The organism is Streptomyces sp. NPDC006385, assembly GCF_040612485.1.
Taxonomy (GTDB): Bacteria; Actinomycetota; Actinomycetes; order Streptomycetales; family Streptomycetaceae; genus Streptomyces.
The window spans coordinates 96,811-113,929 of sequence record NZ_JBEXQG010000020.1 but is presented as its reverse complement, the minus strand read 5'-3'; the positions used below and the strand labels follow the sequence as shown (position 1 = coordinate 113,929).

The 17,119-nt window shown below is 71.7% G+C and carries 15 protein-coding genes and 1 pseudogene; 10 read left to right on the top strand and 6 right to left on the bottom strand.

What is annotated here, in order from left to right:
* The first annotated feature begins 395 nt into the window (after window positions 1-395).
* The gene (locus tag ABZ078_RS18270; protein ID WP_356576432.1) at window positions 396-737 is read left to right on the top strand and encodes a cytochrome c oxidase assembly protein; all 342 of its coding nucleotides are present in this window, start codon (window positions 396-398) and stop codon (window positions 735-737) included.
* Window positions 738-933: 196 nt separating this feature from the next.
* On the opposite strand, the gene ABZ078_RS18265 is transcribed toward ABZ078_RS18270, so the two are convergent.
* The 3 genes from ABZ078_RS18265 to ABZ078_RS18255 form a co-directional block, all read right to left on the bottom strand.
* The gene (locus ABZ078_RS18265) at window positions 934-2,028 is read right to left on the bottom strand and encodes a glutamate--cysteine ligase (RefSeq protein ID WP_356576383.1); all 1,095 of its coding nucleotides are present in this window, start codon (window positions 2,026-2,028) and stop codon (window positions 934-936) included.
* A gap of 409 nt (window positions 2,029-2,437) precedes the next feature.
* Complete coding sequence (locus tag ABZ078_RS18260; RefSeq protein ID WP_356576381.1) at window positions 2,438-3,418, bottom strand: hypothetical protein; 981 nt, start codon at window positions 3,416-3,418, stop codon at window positions 2,438-2,440.
* A 186-nt stretch (window positions 3,419-3,604) separates the two neighbouring features.
* Window positions 3,605-4,723 carry an oxygenase MpaB family protein gene (locus ABZ078_RS18255; RefSeq protein WP_356576379.1) on the bottom strand — a complete coding sequence of 373 codons (1,119 nt, stop codon included), beginning with the start codon at window positions 4,721-4,723 and terminating at the stop codon, window positions 3,605-3,607.
* A 218-nt stretch (window positions 4,724-4,941) separates the two neighbouring features.
* On the opposite strand from ABZ078_RS18255, the gene ABZ078_RS18250 reads away from it, so the two are divergent.
* Together ABZ078_RS18250 and ABZ078_RS18245 are read left to right on the top strand one after the other, a co-directional pair.
* Window positions 4,942-5,523: a hypothetical protein gene (locus ABZ078_RS18250; protein WP_356576377.1), complete on the top strand. Its 582-nt coding sequence runs from the start codon at window positions 4,942-4,944 to the stop codon at window positions 5,521-5,523.
* 178 nt (window positions 5,524-5,701) lie between these two features.
* Window positions 5,702-5,906 (top strand): annotated as a pseudogene (locus ABZ078_RS18245) (hypothetical protein); the annotation flags it as partial.
* A gap of 96 nt (window positions 5,907-6,002) precedes the next feature.
* Here the strand turns inward: ABZ078_RS18245 and ABZ078_RS18240 are convergent.
* Together ABZ078_RS18240 and ABZ078_RS18235 are read right to left on the bottom strand one after the other, a co-directional pair.
* Complete coding sequence (locus tag ABZ078_RS18240) at window positions 6,003-7,517, bottom strand: HEAT repeat domain-containing protein (RefSeq protein ID WP_356576375.1); 1,515 nt, start codon at window positions 7,515-7,517, stop codon at window positions 6,003-6,005.
* A gap of 108 nt (window positions 7,518-7,625) precedes the next feature.
* Window positions 7,626-8,240, bottom strand: a complete 615-nt coding sequence (locus ABZ078_RS18235; protein WP_356576373.1) for a helix-turn-helix domain-containing protein — start codon at window positions 8,238-8,240, stop codon at window positions 7,626-7,628.
* Window positions 8,241-8,336: 96 nt separating this feature from the next.
* On the opposite strand from ABZ078_RS18235, the gene ABZ078_RS18230 reads away from it, so the two are divergent.
* The 5 genes from ABZ078_RS18230 (at window position 8,337) to ABZ078_RS18210 (ending at window position 15,683) form a co-directional block, all read left to right on the top strand.
* Entirely contained in the window at window positions 8,337-9,281 is a 945-nt protein-coding gene (locus ABZ078_RS18230; RefSeq protein WP_356576371.1) for an alpha/beta hydrolase, read from the top strand.
* A 216-nt stretch (window positions 9,282-9,497) separates the two neighbouring features.
* Window positions 9,498-10,421 carry an alpha/beta fold hydrolase gene (locus ABZ078_RS18225; protein ID WP_356576369.1) on the top strand — a complete coding sequence of 308 codons (924 nt, stop codon included), beginning with the start codon at window positions 9,498-9,500 and terminating at the stop codon, window positions 10,419-10,421.
* A 259-nt stretch (window positions 10,422-10,680) separates the two neighbouring features.
* On the top strand, window positions 10,681-12,711 hold the full coding sequence (locus ABZ078_RS18220; RefSeq protein ID WP_356576367.1) for a glycoside hydrolase: 2,031 nt from the start codon (window positions 10,681-10,683) through the stop codon (window positions 12,709-12,711).
* A gap of 202 nt (window positions 12,712-12,913) precedes the next feature.
* A complete protein-coding gene (locus ABZ078_RS18215; protein WP_356576365.1) occupies window positions 12,914-13,537 on the top strand; it encodes a histidine phosphatase family protein in 624 nt (207 codons plus the stop codon).
* A 136-nt stretch (window positions 13,538-13,673) separates the two neighbouring features.
* Complete coding sequence (locus tag ABZ078_RS18210) at window positions 13,674-15,683, top strand: spermidine synthase (RefSeq protein WP_356576363.1); 2,010 nt, start codon at window positions 13,674-13,676, stop codon at window positions 15,681-15,683.
* Here ABZ078_RS18210 and ABZ078_RS18205 read toward each other — a convergent pair.
* A complete protein-coding gene (locus ABZ078_RS18205) occupies window positions 15,680-15,874 on the bottom strand; it encodes a hypothetical protein (RefSeq protein ID WP_356576436.1) in 195 nt (64 codons plus the stop codon). The two genes, ABZ078_RS18210 and ABZ078_RS18205, sit on opposite strands and share 4 nt — an antisense overlap.
* A 49-nt stretch (window positions 15,875-15,923) precedes the next feature.
* Between ABZ078_RS18205 and ABZ078_RS18200 the strand changes: the two genes are divergently transcribed.
* Window positions 15,924-16,136, top strand: coding sequence for a hypothetical protein (locus ABZ078_RS18200; protein ID WP_356576361.1), 213 nt, complete (start codon window positions 15,924-15,926; stop codon window positions 16,134-16,136).
* Window positions 16,124-17,080, top strand: a complete 957-nt coding sequence (locus tag ABZ078_RS18195) for a hypothetical protein (RefSeq protein ID WP_356576359.1) — start codon at window positions 16,124-16,126, stop codon at window positions 17,078-17,080. Before ABZ078_RS18200 ends, ABZ078_RS18195 begins: the two co-directional genes overlap by 13 nt.
* Window positions 17,081-17,119 lie beyond the last annotated feature (39 nt).

The following is a 17,119-nucleotide window of genomic DNA, read 5'->3' as shown; positions in this document are numbered from 1 at the left end:
GGCCGACGTGCCGACGCCCCGTTCGCGGGGCTGGCAGGCCGTGCCGGCACCGGGCAGCACTCCCGCCGCGCAGTTACGGCGCAGTTACGGCGCATCGCCGCCGCCGGGCCCCGACTGGCCGGGGCCGTGGGTGAGGAGGGCCTCGCCGGGCCTTCTCAGGGGCGAGGGCTGGCCATGCCACGTCCCCGGGCATCGGGGAACCGGACGTCCGGCTGAACGCGGTGGCGGTCGGCCCCGACCGGCGGGTGTGGCTCTGCGGCAGCCGGGGTGGCGCCGCCCGTCTGCTGCACGGGGACGGGCGGCGATGGCGATGGCCGGACGTCGGCGGTCTCTGGCTGCTGTAGCGCACCAAGCTGTTCGCCGCCTTGGGGAACCGGCCGCCGCTGCACGCCGTCGTGCACGCGCACCTGCTCGCGGCCGGGCTGCTGTTCACCTTCGCCGTATGTCAGCTCGATCCTGTGCGCCGCCGCTGGAGTGTCGCCGTGCGCGGCGCCACCTTGCTGGTCGCGGGTGCCGCGCACGGCGTCCTGGCCAAGACCAAGACTCTGTACGCCCTGCCGCCGCCCGGCACGGGTCCGACCGCTGCCGACCCGCACAGCGGGCCCGGTGGATGTACTACGGCGGCGATGTGGTGGCAGCGGCGCCGACCGTGGTGCTGGGGCCGGGCTGGTACGCCGCTCGGCGACGAAGGTGCGCGAGGCGGTCGTGGGCGCGGTCTTGGCCGACGGCCTCGGTGAACCGTCCGTGATGATCGGCTGGGTGAACGACCGTGATGATCGGCTGGGTGAACGACCGTGATGATCGGCCTGGTACGTCCGTGGTGATCGGCCTGGTGAACGTCCTCCGCGGCCCGGGCGGAGCCGATGTTCCGGCTGGTGGCCGAACCGCCCGGCATCGTCACCGCCATGGGCGGTGCTCGCCCCGGTGGGGAGGTCACGGCACGGTGCTCCGGACGCTGATCAGGTCGGTGACCGCGCGGATGCCGCCGTCGGCGAGGGCCGCGCGCTGCCGGTCGGCGCCGGTGCCGTTCCGTAGGAGCCGGTCCACCAGGGCGGTCACCTGCCGGGTGTCGCCGGACGCGTCGAGTGCGCGGCCGACATGGCTCAGGAGCTGGTCCACCACGTCGCCGGCAGGATGCAGCGTGCCGCCGGGGTCGACCAGGGTGTCGTCGAGTCCGTGGCGCGCGGCGTGCCACATGGTGGCCTGGAGCAGTTCCGGGTCGTGGTCGAGCGCGGGGACCCCGGCGTCCGCTTCCGCCAGGGCGGTCTCCACCAGGGCCCGGATGATCCCGGCGAGCATGACCGCCTCGTCCGCGCCCAGCTGGACGTCCGAGCACCGCACCTCGATGGTGGGGTACCGAGTCGAGAGGCGGGCCTGCCAGTACAGCTGACCGGTGTCCGCGATCAAACCGGCGTCCGCGAGTCGCTTCACGCGCCGTTCGTAGTCCGCGGCGTCCTGGAAGGACGGGGGCATGCCGCTGACGGGCCAGCGGCTGAAGACCACCGTGCGCCAGCTGCGGAAGCCGGTGTCATGACCGTCCCACAGAGGGGAGTTGGCCGACATGGCGGTCAGCGTGGGCAGCCAGGCACGGATCCGGTTCAGAACCTGTACGCCCGCCTCGCGTCCGGGCACGGCGACGTGCACGTGCATGCCGTTGACCAGCTGCTCCGCCACCAGTTGCGGCGCCTGCATGACCATGGCCCGATAGCGGGCCTCGTCGGTGACGGCCACGGGACGGGCGCGCCGCGACGGCGACGTCCCGCAGGCCACCAGCCGGCAGCCGTGTTCCTCGGCGGCGACCGCGACGGCGTGCCGCAGACGCAGCAGGTGGCCGCCGGCCTCCTCCAGTGTGTCGCACACCGGAGTGGCCACCTCGACCTGCGCCTGGAGCAGCTCGTGCTGCACCTCCTTGTCGGCCACCAGGCTCCCCAGCCCCGCCGCGACCCGCACCTCTTCCGCCTGCGGCACCGGCAGGCCCGTGGCCGGGTCCAGCAGCAGGTACTCCTCTTCCACGCCGATCGTCGTCATCGACCGCCCTTTGTTCCGCCCGGCACCGGCCGGATCCCGATGCGTCTGGCCGACGCACCTCACGCAGCGATGACCTCCGCGTAAGGGGGTCGCGCGTGTGGGTGTCCGAGTGCCGCAACCGCCGCACCACAAACCATGGGACAGCCGTGGAGGAGTCCGCTGTCCGGAAAGCCTCGCGCGGGCAGGTTCGCCGACAGGGGTCAGGCGACCGCCGATGCCACACGGTCGGGAGACCGCCGGTACGGCGCCGGGCGCGGCCGTCACGCGTGCCCGGTGTCCGTGCCCGCAGTGGACGAGTCGTTCGCCCGTGCCGGCGGCCGAGGAATCGGTGGGCGATCTCGTGCAGGCCGCCGTACAGGAGCGTGTCGGCGGAAGTGCCGTGCCGACCTGTGAACGCGAGCGGACCGCGTCACGAGGCGTGCCTGAAGACGGCGGCGGGACCGATGACGTCGGGGCCGAACCTGTCCCGGACGCGGTCGACGGCCGCTTCGACGGCGAGCCGCGCCTCGCGGGCGTCATCGAGGCTGAGCTGCTCGACGACCTGGTCGGCGCCGACGAGGTCCTCGCCCTTGAGCGCGAGCGCGGTCAGGCGGCCGCGTTGCAGGCCGGCGGCGTCCATCAGCTGGTAGGCGATCAGACGCAGGTCGTCGTCGTGCGCGGACGGCTCGGTGAGGCGGCGGGTCCTCTCCCAGCCGCCGTCGCCGACGAAGGTCAGCGTGAGCGTCAGCGCCCGGGCCGCCTGGCCGCGGCGGCGCAGCAGCCGTCCGAGCCCGACCACCAGCTCCAGCAGGGCGGCGCGGACCTCGGCGCCGTCGATGGCGTGCCGGGAGAAGGTACGGCTGACGGTCGCGGTGGCGGGCAGGGCGCGGGGGACGACGGGGCGCGGGTCGATGCCGCGGGCGCGGTCGGCGGCCGTGCGGCCGGCTCGGCCGCCCAGCAGACGCTGGACGGCGGCGGGCGGCACTGCGGCGAGGAGGCCGACGCAGTGGATGCCGTAGTCGCGCAGCGCCTCGGCCTGGCGGGGGCCGATGCCGTGCAGGGCGTCGACCGGCAACGGACCCAGCCAGGCGGCGACTTGGTCGGGTTCGACGGCGAGGACTCCCCCGGGTTCGGGGACCTGGGCGGAGGCGGTGGCCGCAACCGTGATCGAGGGTCCGACGCCGATGCGTACGTCGACGCCCAGGCGGGAGAGGGTGCGCACCCGCAGACTCTCTCCCAGGCGGCGGGCGTCGGTGCCGTGGTAGCGCAGTGCGCCCTTCAGTTCCACCAGGGCGGCGGTGGGAGGCAGGGCCTGCACGACCGGGGAGAGCTCCGCCAGCATCTCCAGGACCTGCCGGTAGGTCTCCTCCGGCAGCTCGTGCGGGCAGCGCACGTGCATCACGGTCGACATCCCGCGCACTGGAACGTCCGGGGGCATGGCGCTCACCTCCCACCCCTCACATTATCGAACGCCAAATCGAACTCCGGCCGCCCGCAAACAACGCCGGGCCGAGCACGGTCGCGGCTTGCGGCCTCCTGTGGCTGAGCGCTCCAGCAGTGCGCCCCGGCGCCGTTCGTTCCGGTCCCGCTCTCCAGGTCAGGATGGCTGGGACTCGGTCAGCCCGGTAGGAACCTGCCACTCGTGGCGACGGCCCTTGTTGGTCAGCCGCAGGCCATTCTTGAAGACGACCAGGCCCAGCTCGCTCGCCGCCTTCGCCGCAAGGGGCGCCGTGTCGCCGGTCTTCCCATAGCCGCAGTTCACCACGGACCCGGCCTGGAGCGCCGTCTTGCTGAAGTCCGCCGACGGAACCTCGACGAGGTCGGCGGCCCGGTCACCGATCAGGTACCGGACCAAGGTCGGTCCGACCCCGGCGAAGGCCGGTCCAGGCAGGACCTCCCGGATGAAGTCGAGTACGCCCTTGGTCAGGACGATGCCGGCCTGCGAGGACTTCTGCCGACGCCGGAGGATGGTGTCGAAGAGTGCCGCGCCGTCTTCGAAGGCAGGCGGGTTGAGCCGGTCGTCGACCCCCAGGATGTGCCCGATGACCCGCCAGACGTGGAAGAAGGCGTCGCGCTCCTCGGTGGGCAGGTCGACGCCCAGCCGCCCCAGCCCCCGCGGGATGACCACCGAGAAGCTCATCAGCGTCCCGGCCAGGTCCTCCTGGTTGACCGGCAGGCCCCATGCCGGGTTCCAGTCGACTTGGCGGCCGACGTGGTACCGCATGGTGGCGTGCAGCAGGCGGATCTTCTGCGCCGAGCGGATCCCGCGTCCCCGCGGGCCCAGACCTCCGTTGTCGAGGACGTCGACCACGAACTGCGAGGTCTCCATCAGCCTGCGGTACACCCCGGAGGTCAGGCGCTGTGAACGGGCGAGTACCTGGGCGCCGTCCGCGCAGCCGTAGCACAGCGGGAGGGAGGCGCACAGCAGCGTGGAGACGATCAGCGCCTCGTAGCGGCCCAGCAGGGTGCGACCGCGCTCGATCAGCTCCTGGTCGGCCCACTCGGGCAGTACGGAGCTCTGTTCGAAGTACCGCTGGAGCTGGGGTGGCAGGCCGGCGGGCGGTGCGTCGCTGTTCTTGCCGAACCCGAGCAGCGCCTGCCGTACCTCGTCCTGCCTGCACAGCTCGTAGGTCTCGGCGATCGCGGCGTCGCCCGCGGCATCCCCGGTCTTCCGCATCCGGTCCAGTACCTCGTCCGTCCACGCACCGGCGGGCATATCGGCCTCCTCGAAGCAGGTCATGAGCGAGGCCCACTTCTACCACCCTGATCCGGGTTCAGACGGAAATATCATTCAACGGGGTTGAATGGCTCGATCTTTGGTGGGGCCCACCGGTTGGCGGGGTAGCAGCGGTAGCTGAGTCTCCAGGTGCCTCGCCGACGGGCCGCTGGTCGATGTAGGTTCCAGCCCACACACCGCGTGATCGGGGGAGACACATGAAGTGGGCCATGAGTGATGACTACGCGGCTCTCGTGACGACCGTGATCCTGGCCGTGCTGCTGATCGGATCGGTCCAGGCCTACACCCTTTTCAGAACGTGGGGGGACGGGATCGTCGAGGCGTTCGAGGACCTCACCACTTCCATCGACAACGTCGTCCAGGCGGGACGGAGTGGCCAGGAACCTTCCATCGAGGACTTGGCGAAGATCGACAAAGCCCGGGTCTCGGGCCCGAACCACATGATGCGCAGGAAGGTCGCCGCACTGTTGGCGTTCACCGTGTGGGTGGCGATCTGCGTGGTCCTGGTAGTGGTGGAGATCGAAGTGCTGAAGTGGTCTGCCACCCACAGTCCCGAAGACCACCCGGGACTGGCCAAGTTCGCGTTCTACGCCTGTGCCGCCTCGGTCGTGATCCTGGTGGCAGAAGGCGCGGTTCGCGTCATGGCGAGGACCGCGATCAGCCTCAAGAAGGAGATGGAGCCGATGCGTGCGTACACGGCTGAGGACCGACGCCGCTACGACGAGGCCCTTCACGCGTTTCGACAGGCACAGGAGCCGTCCTCGGGCCCGACCACCTGACATCCGAGGCCTCGCCAGGCCCCACCGCGCGTTGACTCAGGGACGCCCGCGCGATCGCGCCAGCCTCCTGGCCGGCGACGTCGCTTTGCCCATCAGACTTCGGCGGCACAGGGCAACTCGCTGACAAGGGCGGCCAGTCACCATGTCGTCCTCGCTCCCGCCGCCCTGCGGCGCCCGGAAGGCCGCCACGCATCTCCTCGACGGGCAGGGACTCGGGGGCTTCTTCTCGGCCTGCAGACGTACGCGTTCGCCGCGACCGGCGTATGCGCCCTGTTCCTGCCGGAGAACCCGTGCAGGCCGGTCCGCTGGTCGCCTCGCAGCCCGCGCTCACCCTCGGCGACGCGCCGGTGAGCCTCGCCCTGGGCAGCACGCTGTACGAGGAGACGAGCACCAGACGGCGTAGCGGGGTCGGTCGTGGTGTCTGCCGGGCTCGCAGTCCGGAGAAGCCCCGGTACGAGGACTGGATCGCGGAGCCGCCGTCACGACGAGGCGGGGCCGCACCCGTCCAGCGCTCGAAGGGCGTCGTCGGCCGCCGCGCGGGTCGCCGCCGCCGGCTCGTCCGAGGCGAGGGCGGTGAGCCGGGCGCGTAGCCGTTCCTCGTCCTGCGGCCGCTTCTTGGTGGCCGCAAGCCAGTGGGCCAGGCTCTCCGTGGCGTGGTGCCGGACCGTCTCGTCCGGGTCGTCCAGGGCATGGACGAAGCGAGGCAGGTCCTGTCCGGTGTCCTCGTCGGTGGCGTTGTCCGTGTCGAGGAGTGAGAGCGCGGCGGCCCGGACCTCGGCCGAGGGGGTCCGGTCCGCCGTCCGCCGCAGGAGGGGCAGTGCTTCCGCGAGGCCGATCAGCGCGTTGTGCGTCTGCCAGGTCGTGTTCGGGTCGGCGGCGAGATGGGCCACCAACGCCCGGGCCACAGGGCGGCGTTCCCAAAGGCGGAGCCCGTTTTCGACCAGCGTCTCCAGGCCCTTCACGGCTCCCGCGCGCACAGCGCCGTCGGAGTCGTCCAGGAGGGGAAGCAGCAGCCAGACGGCGTCCCAACGCCCCGCCTGCCCGACGGCCTTCGCGACGGCGGCACGCGTACGGCCGGGCAGGGCGGGGTCGGTGACGGCCGTACGCAGCACCGCGGCGGCGGTCCGCGTCCCGACCGCTCCCAGGGCGTACGCGGCCGACTCACCGGCGGCGGCGTCGCCGAGCCAGCGCGTCGCCGGCCCGATCACGCGTTCCTCGCCGCGGCGACCGAGACCGTGCAGCAGCCAGTCCGCGACCTTCGCATCCCTTTCTGCCACCAGAGCCCGGACCAGGGCGTCCCGCGTCTGCGCGTCCTCCACGTCGAACAGCCGCCTCGCCACCGCGATCCGCACCTGGGCGGATTCGTCGCGGAGCCCTGCGACCAGCGAAGCGAGGAGGCTCTCGGTCCACTTCTGGGGAAGCAGTCCGAGAGCCTCCACCCGAGCGGCTCCCGCGCCCTGCTCGGCCGTACGGACCACTTCGGCGCTGACGGCCGGGTCGTCCCGCAGGCGGTACAGCCAGCCGCGGGCGCGTCCCCACACGGCTCGGTCCGGGTCGCCCAGAAGCGCCACGAGCCCGCGCACATCGCCCGGCATCCCCAGGGCTTCCAAGCCGTCCAGGGCGTTGATCCGCAGGTGATGGTCAGGGTCGCGGAGCAGGCGGGAGAAGGCGTCCACGACCTCCGGGCCGTCGAGCCCGAGCCGGATCGCGGCGCGCGAGGCCCGGCGCCGTACCCAGGGGTCCTCGTCGCCCATCAGGGCGGGCAGCACCGTACGGCCCACCTCGACGACCCCGAGCCGGCCGAGCCCCAAGGCCACGGCTTCCCGCACCTCCGGCGCCCGGTCGTCCGCCGACGCGGCCAGCAGCAGGGCGTGTTCGGCGCGCCCCACCCTGCCCAGCCCCTTCGCCGCGGCCGCGCGGCGCCAGGTGTCGCCATCCTTCAACTCGCGCAGGAAGAAGGCGATCTGATGTTCCGACTGATGTTCCGAGCCCATGGACACCCCCGGTGAGTCAGACCAGTGAGCGTGCCGGAGGTTGTACGCGCCCGGAGGAGCGTCCGTTCAGGCCGGCGTCGTCGACCGCCGAACGCCGGCCACGCCTGGTCACGGGCGGAGCCGGGCGGCCAGTCCCTCGAAGTAGCTGCGGTGCACCTCGGTCAGGTCGACCTGCTCGGGGTCCAGCAGCCACAGCAGGTGGGCGCCCTCGATGAACGCGGCCGTCTCCGCGGCCAGGGTCGCCGCGTCCAGGCCGGCTCGGGCCGAACCGTCGGCCATGGCGCGCGTGAACAGGGCTACCAGATGGGTCCGCAGCGCCCGGCCGCGGTCCCGGAACCAGGTGTGGAGCACGGAACCGGGCTCCAGGTTCTCCGCGGCGAGTGTGGTGTGCAGGGCGGCCAGCTCGCGTTCGGTGGCGGCGGTGTGCTCGGCGTCCCGTACGAACCAGTCGAACGCCTGGTCAAGGGTGGGTTCGGCGTCCCGCGTGATGGACAGCCGTTCGAGGGCACGCCGGTCGGCCTCGGCCAGGACGGCTCGTACGAGTCCGTCCTTGCTGCCGAAGTGGTGGATGAGGGCGGAGGGGGTGACGCCGGCGCGCTCGGCGATCGCCGCCACGCCGGTGCCGCGCACGCCCTGACGCGCGAACAGCTCGATCGCGGCGTCGACCATGGCGCGGCGGCGCTCCACGCCCCGCTTCTGCACCTGCCCCTTGACTCCGGCCATGGCGATCAGGGTGCCCGCACGGACCCGCGACGTCCAACTCATCCCTGCCCGGAAAGCAGATGCGGGGCCTGCGGCCGATCATTATCTTGAACGGTCATGCAGGAAAATGAAGCGAAGAACGAGTACCTCACGGGCCGCGAGCGGATCGTCCGGACAGACGGACTCGAACTGTGGGCGGAGGACTTCGGCAGTCCCGGTCACCCGACGGCGCTGCTCGTGATGGGCGCTCAGGCGCAAGGCGTCCAGTGGAATGACGGCATCGTCCGCCGCCTGGTCGACGGCGGTCACCGGGTCATCCGCTACGACCACCGCGACACCGGACGCTCGTCCAGGGTCGACTTCGCCGCCCACCCGTACACCGTCGCCGACATGGCCTCCGACGCGCTCGCCGTCCTGGACGCGTTCGGGGCGGAACGAGCCCACCTGGTCGGCGCGTCCCTCGGTGGCGTCATCGCGCAGCGGCTGGCCGTCACGCACCCGCACCGGGTGCTGACCTTGACGAGCCTGTCGTCCCAGCCCCTGGGCACGGACATGGCGGGGGCGGTGCGGCGCGCCCTGGCGGGGGCGCCTCCGCTCCCCGGCGAACTGCCCCCGCCCCGGCCCGAGTTGCTGGCCGCGCTGGCCTCCGCCTTCCCCGAGCCGGAAGCGGGCGTGGAGGAGTACCTCGCCGCCCGGCTGCCGCTGTGGCGTGTGCTGCACGGCCCGGTGCTGCCGTTCCAGGAGGAGGAGTACCGCGCGATGGAGCGGCGGGTGTACGAGCGGGCGCGCGATGTGCGGGCCGCGCTCAACCACACGCTCGCCGGGGCGGCCGGCCACGGCGACGCGGCGGACCTGTCCTCGGTCACCGCGCCGACGCTGGTGCTGCACGGCAGCGAGGACCCGATGTTCCCGCCCGCGCACGCAGCGGCCACCGCCGCCGCCGTCCCCGGCGCCCGCCTGGTCCTGATCGAGGGCATGGGCCACACCCTGCCCGCGGCCCTGGACGACCGCCTGGCCGCCGAGATCCTGCGCCACACGGGGCACGCCGGGCGGACGGTATGAAATCCGGGCACGACGGGGCAGAGCCGCACGGCTGAAAGGCGCTACTCCAACGGGTGTGCCCGGTGCGGGTTGTCCGTGGTCCCGGCAGCCGCTCCTTGAGGATCTTGGTCGTCCGCTGGTGACCACATCCGACGAGGAGTTGGAAGAATGTCACATCGCCCTGTCCGACCCGCACCGCGTTCCCGTCTGCTCACTTGGTGGGCGACCGTCAGCGCGGTGACGGCCCTGACGCTCGGCCTGCCGGGTGAGTCGGTCGCGGCCGACGCCCCGAACCCGCCCGTGGGGACGGTCACCTCCGCCCCCACGGCCTTCATCCGCGGCACCCTCCAGCCGGACGTCCCGCCGGCCGGGGCGAACGACTGGAACTGCCGGCCGACCGCCGCGCACCCCCGCCCCGTCGTACTGCTGCACGCGACCTATACGAACGCCCACATGAACTGGAGCATGCTGTCGCCCCGGTTGAAGCGCGCCGGGTACTGCGTCTTCGCCCCGAACTACGGCGGGGAACCGGGAGTTCCGTTCAAGGCCACGCGGCACATCCCCGACTCCGCCCGGGAGATCGCCCGCTTCGTCGACCGGGTGCTCGCCGCCACCGGCGCCCGGCAGGTCGACCTGGTGGGGCACTCGCAGGGCGGCGGTGTGCTGCCTCGGTGGTACCTGCGCTTCGAGGGCGGTACGAACCCCGCGAAGCCGTCGCGCAACAAGGTGCGTCGACTCATCGGCCTGGCCCCGTCCAACCACGGCGCCACCGTCTCCGGCCTGGGCACCCTCACCACCGAACTCGGCCTCAACCCGACGGTGTCCCTGGTGGCGGGGCAGGCGTACGCGGACCAGATGGTCGGGTCCAGGGTGCACACCACGCTCGACCGGGGCGGCGACACACAGCCAGGAGTCGCCTACACCGTGATCGCCACCCGTTACGACGAGGTCGTCACGCCGTACACCAACCAGTTCCTCACACCAGGACCCGGCGCGACCGTACGCAACATCACCCTCCAGGAGGTCTGCCCCCTGGACCTCTCCGAACACATTTCGATCGCCTATGACTCCAACGCCCTCCAGCTCGTTCTCAACGCCCTCGACCCCGCCCATGCCAGACCCGTGCACTGCCGCCTCTCGGCACCCCTGATCGGCGGCTGAAGCGGCCCCTTCTCCAGATCACCAGGACGCCCCCGCCGGTGAACGACTCATCGGCGGGGGCGTCCTGGCTCCTTCCGGCCGACAGCGCCGCCGTGACGCACGATCAGACCGGACCCTGCGCAATGTCTTGACGTGTTCACTCTTGTCGTCCAGCATCCCTTCAGCCCGATCGGTTCTGCCTGCTTTTGTTTGCTCTCGTTGGCGGGTGAGGTCAGAGCAGATGTCCTCGTGTCATCCCCCAAGTCACGAACGGATTGTCATGCCCAGCAGACATCGAATAGTCCGAGCCCTGGCGCTCACCGTTCCCCTGGCGCTCGGCGCGGGGCTCGTCGCCGTACCCGCCGCGACCGCGGCCGATCCGCCGAGCGCGGTCACCGTGCGGGTCGATCCCTCCTACCAGCAGCAGGAGTTCGAAGGGTGGGGCACGAGCCTGGTCTGGTTCGCGAACATCACGGGCCACTACCCGGACCCCATCCGCAGGCAGCTCGTCGACATGCTGTTCGGCCGTGACGGCCTGCGCCTGAACATCGCGCGCTACAACATCGGCGGCGGCAACGCCCCCGACGTCCGCAAGGACTACATGAAGACCGGCGCCACCATGGAGGGCTTCTGGAAGGCCCCCGCGGGAACCACCCGTGAGGACATGGACTGGTGGGACCCCGAGAACCCGGACCACTGGGACTGGGCCGCCGACGCCGGCCAGCGCTGGTGGATCGACCAGATCAAGAAGAAGGTGACCCGCTGGGAGGCGTTCAGCAACTCGCCGCCCTGGTTCCAGACGGTCAGCGGATACGTCTCGGGGGGCTTCGACGCGAGCACGGACCAGATCCGCGCCGACCGCGTCGACGACTTCGCGACCTACCTGGTGAAGGTGACCGACCATCTGGAGAAGAAGCACCGCATCGAGTTCGACACCATCGCCCCGCTCAACGAACCCAACACGCCGTACTGGGGCACCCAGTTGGGCGCCGACGGACAGCCCACGGGCGGGCGCCAGGAGGGCGCGCACGCCGGCCCCGCACTCCAGCAGAAGGTGATCCTGGCCCTGCGACGCGCCCTCGGCGATGCCAGGACGCGGGCCACGGTGTCCGCGATGGACGAGACCAACCCGAAGATCTTCACGGACAACTGGAACGCCTACGACGCGACGGCGCGGGCCGCCGTGGACCAGCTCAACGTCCACACCTACGGCACGGGCATGCGCACCAGCGCCCGTGACGGCGCCAAGGGCGCGGGCAAGAAGCTCTGGATGAGCGAGGTCGAGGGCACCTGGGGCACCGGCACCGACTTCACCGGCATGGAGCCCGGGCTCGGCATCGCCGGTCGCATGGTCGGCGACATACGTGAACTCGAACCGTCCGCCTGGGTGTTCTGGCAGCCCATCGAGGACTCCATCCCCCAGGCGGCCGCCGGGAAGAACTGGGGCAGCATCCACGTCCCGTTCACCTGCACGGCCGAGGACACGCTCGAGACCTGCCCGATCAAGGCCAACAGCAAGTTCCACACCATCCGGAACTTCACCCACTACATCCGCCCCGGCGACCGCTTCGTCAAGACCGACGACTCCTCCAGCGTCGCCGCCCTGAAGAAGTCCGGGACCGGCGCCACGGTCGTGCACGTCAACGACGGCACCACCCAGCGATCGGTGACCCTGGACCTGTCCCGCTTCGGGTACGTCGCCCCATGGGCCTCCGTCACGCCCGTCGTGACCAGCGCCGACGGAGCGCTCGTCGAGGGCGAGCCGGTGCGGGTGACCGACCGTGGCGCCACGCTCACCGTCCCCGCCAAGTCGGTCACGACCTTCCGGGTCTCCGGCGTCGGCGGGGTCGCGCGGGACGCCGCGCTCGTCAAGCCCGGTCATGTCTACCGGTTGCAGGGCGTGCAGAGCGGCAAGTCACTGGCGCCGAACGACGACGGCACCGGGATCGTCATCCGCACGGACGACACCGCGGCCGACGCCCAGCGATGGTCCGTCCGCAAGCTGACCCGCGGCAACGACAACCGCGAGCGCTACGCCGTCGTCAACACCGCGACGGGCAAGCGCCTCGCGGTGCGGGACGGCGGCGCGGTGCTGGAGGACGAGTCCTCCGGGCCGGCCGGCGGCGCAGCGCAGTGGATCATGTCGACGACGGGTGACGGCACCTGGACCTTCGTCAACGCCGCCACCGGCCGGCTGCTCGACGTCGCCGGCCACGCCACGGCGGACGGCTCCCGGGTGACGACATGGACGCCCACGTCGGGCGCGAACCAGCGCTGGACCGTGACCGACGTGACGACGCCGCGCACCTGAACGGCGGGGCGCCGTTCCGGCGCCGCCTGCCGCACCCCCGGCGAGGGGTGCGGCAGGGGCGGGGGCGCAGGGCAGGGACGGCGGCGTACACCTTCCGACAACGACGCCTCCCGGACTCCCCCGAGACCAGCGGGAACCAGCACTCCGGGCGGCCGCGTCCATCGATGCACAAGATCGTCGGTGGACACGGAGGAGTTCCGAGATGACCGGCACAGCCACCCGATACTTCCATCTCGTCCGGCACGGCGAGGCGTCGCCGGACGAGAGCGGGCTGACGGAGGGCGGCCGTCGGCAGGCCACGCTGCTCGGCCGACGGCTCCGGGACATCCCGTTCGCAGCCGTCCATCACGGCCCGCTGCCCCGAGCGGAGCAGACGGCACGTCTGATCGGCGAGCAGTTGATGGACACCCCACTGCACGTCTGCGAAGTCGCCGGCGACTACGTCCCCTACATGCCGACGAGGGACGAACTCCCTCCGGAATCGGCGGACTTCTTCCTCCGCTTCCTCGCCGGCGCCACCGACTGGGAACGGGAGCACGGGCCCGCGCTGGCCCGCCGGGCGCTGGATCTGTTCACCGGGCCGGTGGAGGGCGAGGAGGACCGGCACGAACTGGTCGTCACCCACAACTTCCTTGTCGCCTGGCTCGTCCGGGATGCCATGCACGCACCGAAGTGGCGCTGGCTCGGCCTCAACCACGGCAACGCCGCGCTCACGGTCATCCGGTACGCGCCCGGCCGGCCGGCTGCCGTCCTCCTCGCCAACGACATGGGGCATCTGCCCGCCGAACTGCGCTGGACCGGCTTTCCCCCCGAGTCGCGCATCTGATTGCCGCACAGCACCTACCGGGCACGGCCGCCAACCGATGTGCCGGTCGACCGGCAAGGCATCTCGACTCACCGCACCGAAGCTGGCACCGTAAACGCCCATGAAGCTGACCGAAACCGGGCAAAAGGTAAGCTCGGTGCGCTGGAGGCTCGTGCTCGCCAGCACCACCATGCTCTTCGTCGAGCTGGCGCTGATCAGATGGGCGGGAGCGAACGTCGTCCACCTCAGCTACTTCTCGAACTTCATCCTGCTGGGGTCGTTCCTCGGCATCGGGATCGGGTTCCTGATCCCCGCAGCGCGCGGGCAGTGGCTCAAGCGCTGGACGCCGATCCCGCTGGTGCTTCTCGTCGTCCTCGTACGCGCCTATCCGGTGCAGGTGCGTCAGAGCAGCACCGAGGTCATCTACTTCACCGCCGTGAAGACCACCGGCCTGCCGCAGTGGGTGACGCTGCCGGCCATCTTCCTGCTGACCGCGGTGATCATGGCGGGCATCGGCAAGATCACCGCCGACCTGTTCCGCCAGCTCCCCTCGCTGGACGCCTACCGCTACGACCTGCTGGGCAGCATCACCGGCTCGGTCTCCTTCGCCGTACTGTCCTGGCTCCGGGCCCCCTCGCTCGTGTGGGGCGTACTCGCCGCCGTGGCCCTGCTGGTCCTCGGCGGGCGCCGCAACACCCTGGTGTACGGCATCCCCCTCACGGCGATGGTCGCCGCGCTGTTCCTGGAGACGACCACGGCCGGGATCTCCTGGTCGCCGTACTACAAGATCGAGCTCAAGGACTCGCCGACCACCACCCGGACGTACCACATCTCCGCCAACGGCGTCCCGCACCAGAGCACCGCGCCGCTCCCGGTGCTGCTGCGGGAGAACTCGCCCTATCGGCAGGCGTACGAGCAGACGCCCCGCAACCCGCACAGACGCGTGCTGGTCATCGGCGCCGGCAACGGCAACGACGTCGCGGTCGCGCTGGCGCAGGGGGCGGAGCGCGTGGACGCGGTCGAGATCGATCCCCGGCTGCAGGAGATCGGTGCGACACTGCACCCCGCCCGGCCGTACGACGACCCCCGGGTGCATGTGTACATCGACGACGGACGGGCGTTCCTGGAGCGGACGGACGCCAAGTACGACCTCATCGTCCTGGCGCTCCCGGACTCCCTGACCCTGGTGTCGGGCGCGAGCAATCTGCGGCTGGAGAGCTATCTGTTCACCCGGCAGGCGTTCGAGGCCGCCCGCGATCACCTGACGCCGAACGGCGCGTTCGCCATGTACAACTACTACCGCAAGGCCTGGCTGGTCGACCGCTTCGCCGGCGACCTCGACGACCTCTACGGGCACGCCCCGTGCATGACGACGTTCAACCGGAACGCGGCCGTGCTGGTGGCCGGGATGACCCCCGCCGACCAGTCCTGCAAGCAGGTCTGGCAGCCCAGCGGCCCGGTCCCGGCGGCCGCGACCGACGACCACCCCTTCCCGTATCTGCTGCACCGCACCATTCCCACGCTGTATCTGGGCGCGCTGGGCGCGATCCTGCTGGTGACGCTGCTGTCGGTGCGGCTGGCCGGGGTGCGCCTCCGAGGAACGGTCCGCTACTTCGACATGTTCCTGCTGGGCGCGGCCTTCATGCTGCTCGAAACGAAGAACGTGATCGGCTTCGCCCTCTACTTCGGCACGACCTGGCTGGTCAACGCCCTGGTGTTCTTCGGTGTCCTGCTCTCCGTGCTGGCCGCGGTCGAGGTCCGGCGCAGGCTGCGGCGGGTCAACCTGCTGGTCCTGCAACTCATGCTCTTCGGCTCCCTCGCGGTGGCCTGGCTCGTTCCCACGCAGGCCGTGCTCTCGCTGCCGTTCGCCGGACGGCTCGCCGCCGCCATCGCCCTGGCCTTCGCACCCATCTTCTGCGCCAACCTCATCTTCTCGGACCGCCTCGCGCTGGCCCCCGACCCGACGTCCGCGTTCGGCGCGAACCTGCTGGGCGCGCTGACCGGGGGCGCGCTGGAGTACCTGGCCCTGGTGACGGGCTATCAGGCGCTGCTGCTGGTCGTGGCCGCGCTGTACCTGGGGGCATGCGTCGCCATGCGCTTCGCGGGACGCGGACCGGGCGGACAGGCGACGCGCGAGCCGGACGAGACGGTGGCCGCCAAGACCTAGCGAGGACGCCGGTAGTCGAGGTCGCCGCCGCGCGCCGGCCGCCGGTTCAGCTCCCTCCGCACGGGGCTCACCGAGGTGAACACCCCGAACAGCGCGAACCCCACGTACGAGGCGATCACCGCGGGCCCGGACACGGGCCGCACCGGCATGGGCAGGGCGGGCGTCGGGACCGTACGGTAGACGACGGTCATGGTCAACAGCCGGGATGCGGGGCCGTCTGCCTCGGGGGACGCTGGTGTCATGTCCGAGCGCCGAGTGATCGTCTACCCGCCGTCCGAGAGCGGTGGCCGCAAGGTGCGCGTCGGCGACGAGGTGCTCGGTACCGCGTACAGCCTCCACGACCTCACCGTGTTCCTGCAGAACGCGGGGCTGGCCGACTGGGACGAGCTGGACGTCGCCGAGTCCGGGCTGATCGAGTGGCATGAAGGCGGGCCGGAGGTGTGGGCGCCCTGAACCAGCGCAAGGGCGGATGGGGCGGCGCGGAGTACGACGGGGAGGCGGTGCTCGACGAGCTGTACGGCACTGCCCCGCCCGACTTCGTCGCCCGTCGGGGTGAACTGGCGGCCGCCGCCAAGACGGCCGGCCACGTGGCGGACGCCCGTCGGATCGGTGCCGCCCGCCGACCCACCCTGGCCGCCTGGGCGGCGAACCTGCTGCTGCGCGCCGAGCCGGAGGAGAGCCTGCGGTTTCTGGAGCTGGGGCGGGCGCTGCGCGAGGCCTACCGCACCCTGGACGCCGCCGAGATCACCGAGTTGTCCAAGCGGCGGCGGAGCATCGTCTCGGCCTTGTCCCGGGAGGCCGGGCAGTTGGCCCGGCAGGCCGGGCACCGGCTGTCGGACAGTGCCCAGCGGGACGTCGAATCCACGCTGCGGGCCGTGCTCGCCGATCCGCGGGCCGCCGACCTGTGGGCCGAGGGCCGGCTGGAGAGCGCCCTCACCCCGCCGTCGGACTTTCCGGGCGCCGTCGCGCCGGCGGGTGGCGCTCCGCTCAGGGCCACCTCGTCCAAGCCGACCTCGCCCAAGGCGCCGCCGCCATCGGCCTGTACCCGGGCGAAGGACGAGGTCGCCGAACGGCGCCGCCAGAAGCAGGAGCAGCTGGAGCACGCCCGCGCAGCGGCGGACGAGGCCGCGCAGTTGTTGCGCGACAGACGCGCCGAACAGGCCGACGCCGATGGCGCACTGGGACGCGCCCGTGACCGGCATGAACAGGCGCAGCAGGAGGTGTCCGCTGCGGAGCGGCACCTGCGGCAGGCACGGGAGGAGCTCCAGCGAGCCGAGCATGAGCAGCGGGAGGCCGAGGCGCGCAGCCGCGCGGCCGCCGACGAACTCGCCCAGGCCGAGCGCAGGGCGCGAGACACGGCGCGGGAGGTGAAGCGCCTGAGCGCACGCCGCAGGTAGGCGGCGCCGGGATGGCAGGGCAGGCACCGGCGGGGCGCG

Coding starts and splice junctions, on each gene's coding strand:
- ABZ078_RS18255 (WP_356576379.1), bottom strand. CDS start 4,723: ATGCCCGCCGGTGCGTGGACGGACGAGGTACTGGACCGGATGCGGAAG.
- ABZ078_RS18265 (WP_356576383.1), bottom strand. CDS start 2,028: ATGACGACGATCGGCGTGGAAGAGGAGTACCTGCTGCTGGACCCGGCC.
- ABZ078_RS18240 (WP_356576375.1), bottom strand. CDS start 7,517: ATGGGCTCGGAACATCAGTCGGAACATCAGATCGCCTTCTTCCTGCGC.
- ABZ078_RS18220 (WP_356576367.1), top strand. CDS start 10,681: ATGCCCAGCAGACATCGAATAGTCCGAGCCCTGGCGCTCACCGTTCCC.
- ABZ078_RS18260 (WP_356576381.1), bottom strand. CDS start 3,418: ATGTCGACCGTGATGCACGTGCGCTGCCCGCACGAGCTGCCGGAGGAG.
- ABZ078_RS18235 (WP_356576373.1), bottom strand. CDS start 8,240: ATGGCCGGAGTCAAGGGGCAGGTGCAGAAGCGGGGCGTGGAGCGCCGC.
- ABZ078_RS18200 (WP_356576361.1), top strand. CDS start 15,924: ATGTCCGAGCGCCGAGTGATCGTCTACCCGCCGTCCGAGAGCGGTGGC.
- ABZ078_RS18205 (WP_356576436.1), bottom strand. CDS start 15,874: ATGACCGTCGTCTACCGTACGGTCCCGACGCCCGCCCTGCCCATGCCG.
- ABZ078_RS18215 (WP_356576365.1), top strand. CDS start 12,914: ATGACCGGCACAGCCACCCGATACTTCCATCTCGTCCGGCACGGCGAG.
- ABZ078_RS18250 (WP_356576377.1), top strand. CDS start 4,942: ATGAAGTGGGCCATGAGTGATGACTACGCGGCTCTCGTGACGACCGTG.
- ABZ078_RS18230 (WP_356576371.1), top strand. CDS start 8,337: ATGCAGGAAAATGAAGCGAAGAACGAGTACCTCACGGGCCGCGAGCGG.